2 protein-coding genes are annotated in these 1,250 nt (G+C 55.8%); both read right to left on the bottom strand.

The window, feature by feature from the left end:
• Nucleotides 1-36: 36 nt before the first annotated feature.
• Nucleotides 37-849: an IS3 family transposase gene (locus ABE456_RS28415; RefSeq protein WP_346646896.1), complete on the bottom strand. Its 813-nt coding sequence runs from the start codon at nt 847-849 to the stop codon at nt 37-39.
• 29 nt (nt 850-878) lie between these two features.
• Nucleotides 879-1,232 (bottom strand): transposase, encoded by a 354-nt coding sequence (locus tag ABE456_RS28410; protein ID WP_346646895.1) that lies wholly within the window; start codon nt 1,230-1,232, stop codon nt 879-881.
• Nucleotides 1,233-1,250: the final 18 nt, after the last annotated feature.

The following is a 1,250-nucleotide window of genomic DNA, read 5'->3' as shown; positions in this document are numbered from 1 at the left end:
TGAACTGGTCAAGTAATTTTGGACACCGGTTAAGGTTCATGCCGCTATCTTGAGCTTTTCCTCCATGGCTACCGGTGTTTCATAGCCGTTGTAGCTGTGGAGGCGCTTGAGGTTGTAGCGCATCAGATAAGCCTGGATATCCACTCGTGCCTGCGCTTCGGTCTCGTAACCCTCCGCTGGCATCCATTCTGATTTCAGCGCGCCGAAGAACCGCTCCATGGCGGCGTTATCCCAGCATTGGCCTCGATGGCTCATGCTCTGGTTCAAGTTGTACTCATCGAGTGCGGCCCTGAATTTATGGCTGGCGTACTGACAGCCCTGGTCTGAATGAAACATTACACCAGCCGGCCTGCCTCGCGATTCAGCTGCCATGCGCAGGGCGTTACAAGCTAAATTGGCATCTGCAATCATCGAAAACGCCCAGCCCACTATTCGACGGGCATAGAGGTCAATCACGGCGGCCAGGTACAACCAGCGCCTGCCAACCTGGATGTAAGTCACATCGCCACACCAAACCTCATTGATCGTCGAAACCTTGAAATTGCGCTTCAGCTGATTCTCCGCGATCAATGCTTCTGCCCCCGATGACCGATACCGGTGCGGCCTGCGCTGCTTGCACTTCAGGCCAGCTTCGCGCATTAACCTGCGCACTTTGTATCGCCCCACTTCATGGCCTTCACGTCGCAATTCCTGCACCAGCGTTCGCGAGCCAGAGGCACTTCGCGACGCGTTGAAGTGCTTAACCACCAGCAGACGCAGAGCATCCCTGGCTGGATCTTCGCGCCCTTGCCGTTTGCGCCAGGCGTAGAAGCTGCTGCGCTTGACCCCAAGCACGCGGCAGCAGTCGATAACAGGGTATTGCTCACTCAGCTCGTTGATCAGCGAGAACGATCTTTGGAGTCCCGAAGCAGGAGAGCACTGGCCTTTTTTAGGATTTCGATATCCCGATCTTTTTGCCGAACCAGCGCTTCGAGTTCCTCAATTCGTTGCTGCTCCGGCGTGATCGCTTTGGCTCCGGCTGGCACCTTGCCCGCTCTCTCTTCACGTACCTGCTCAACCCAACGACGAAGGGCCGTAGGCCCCAGCCCAAGGGCCGCGCAGACTTCAGGAACTGACTGGCCACCGTCCAGCACCATTTCGGCAGCTTGGACCTTGTATTCTCTTGAGTAAGATTTACGCACTAATTTTGCCTCCAATTGGGCGCCATCATAGCGCCCGATGAAGGTGTCCAAAATCATTAGGCCAGTTCA

The organism is Pseudomonas sp. TWI929 (assembly GCF_039673335.1).
Lineage (GTDB): Bacteria > Pseudomonadota > Gammaproteobacteria > Pseudomonadales > Pseudomonadaceae > Aquipseudomonas.
The sequence above is the reverse complement of the archived record's forward strand: the minus strand, read 5'-3'. Positions and strand labels throughout refer to the sequence as shown.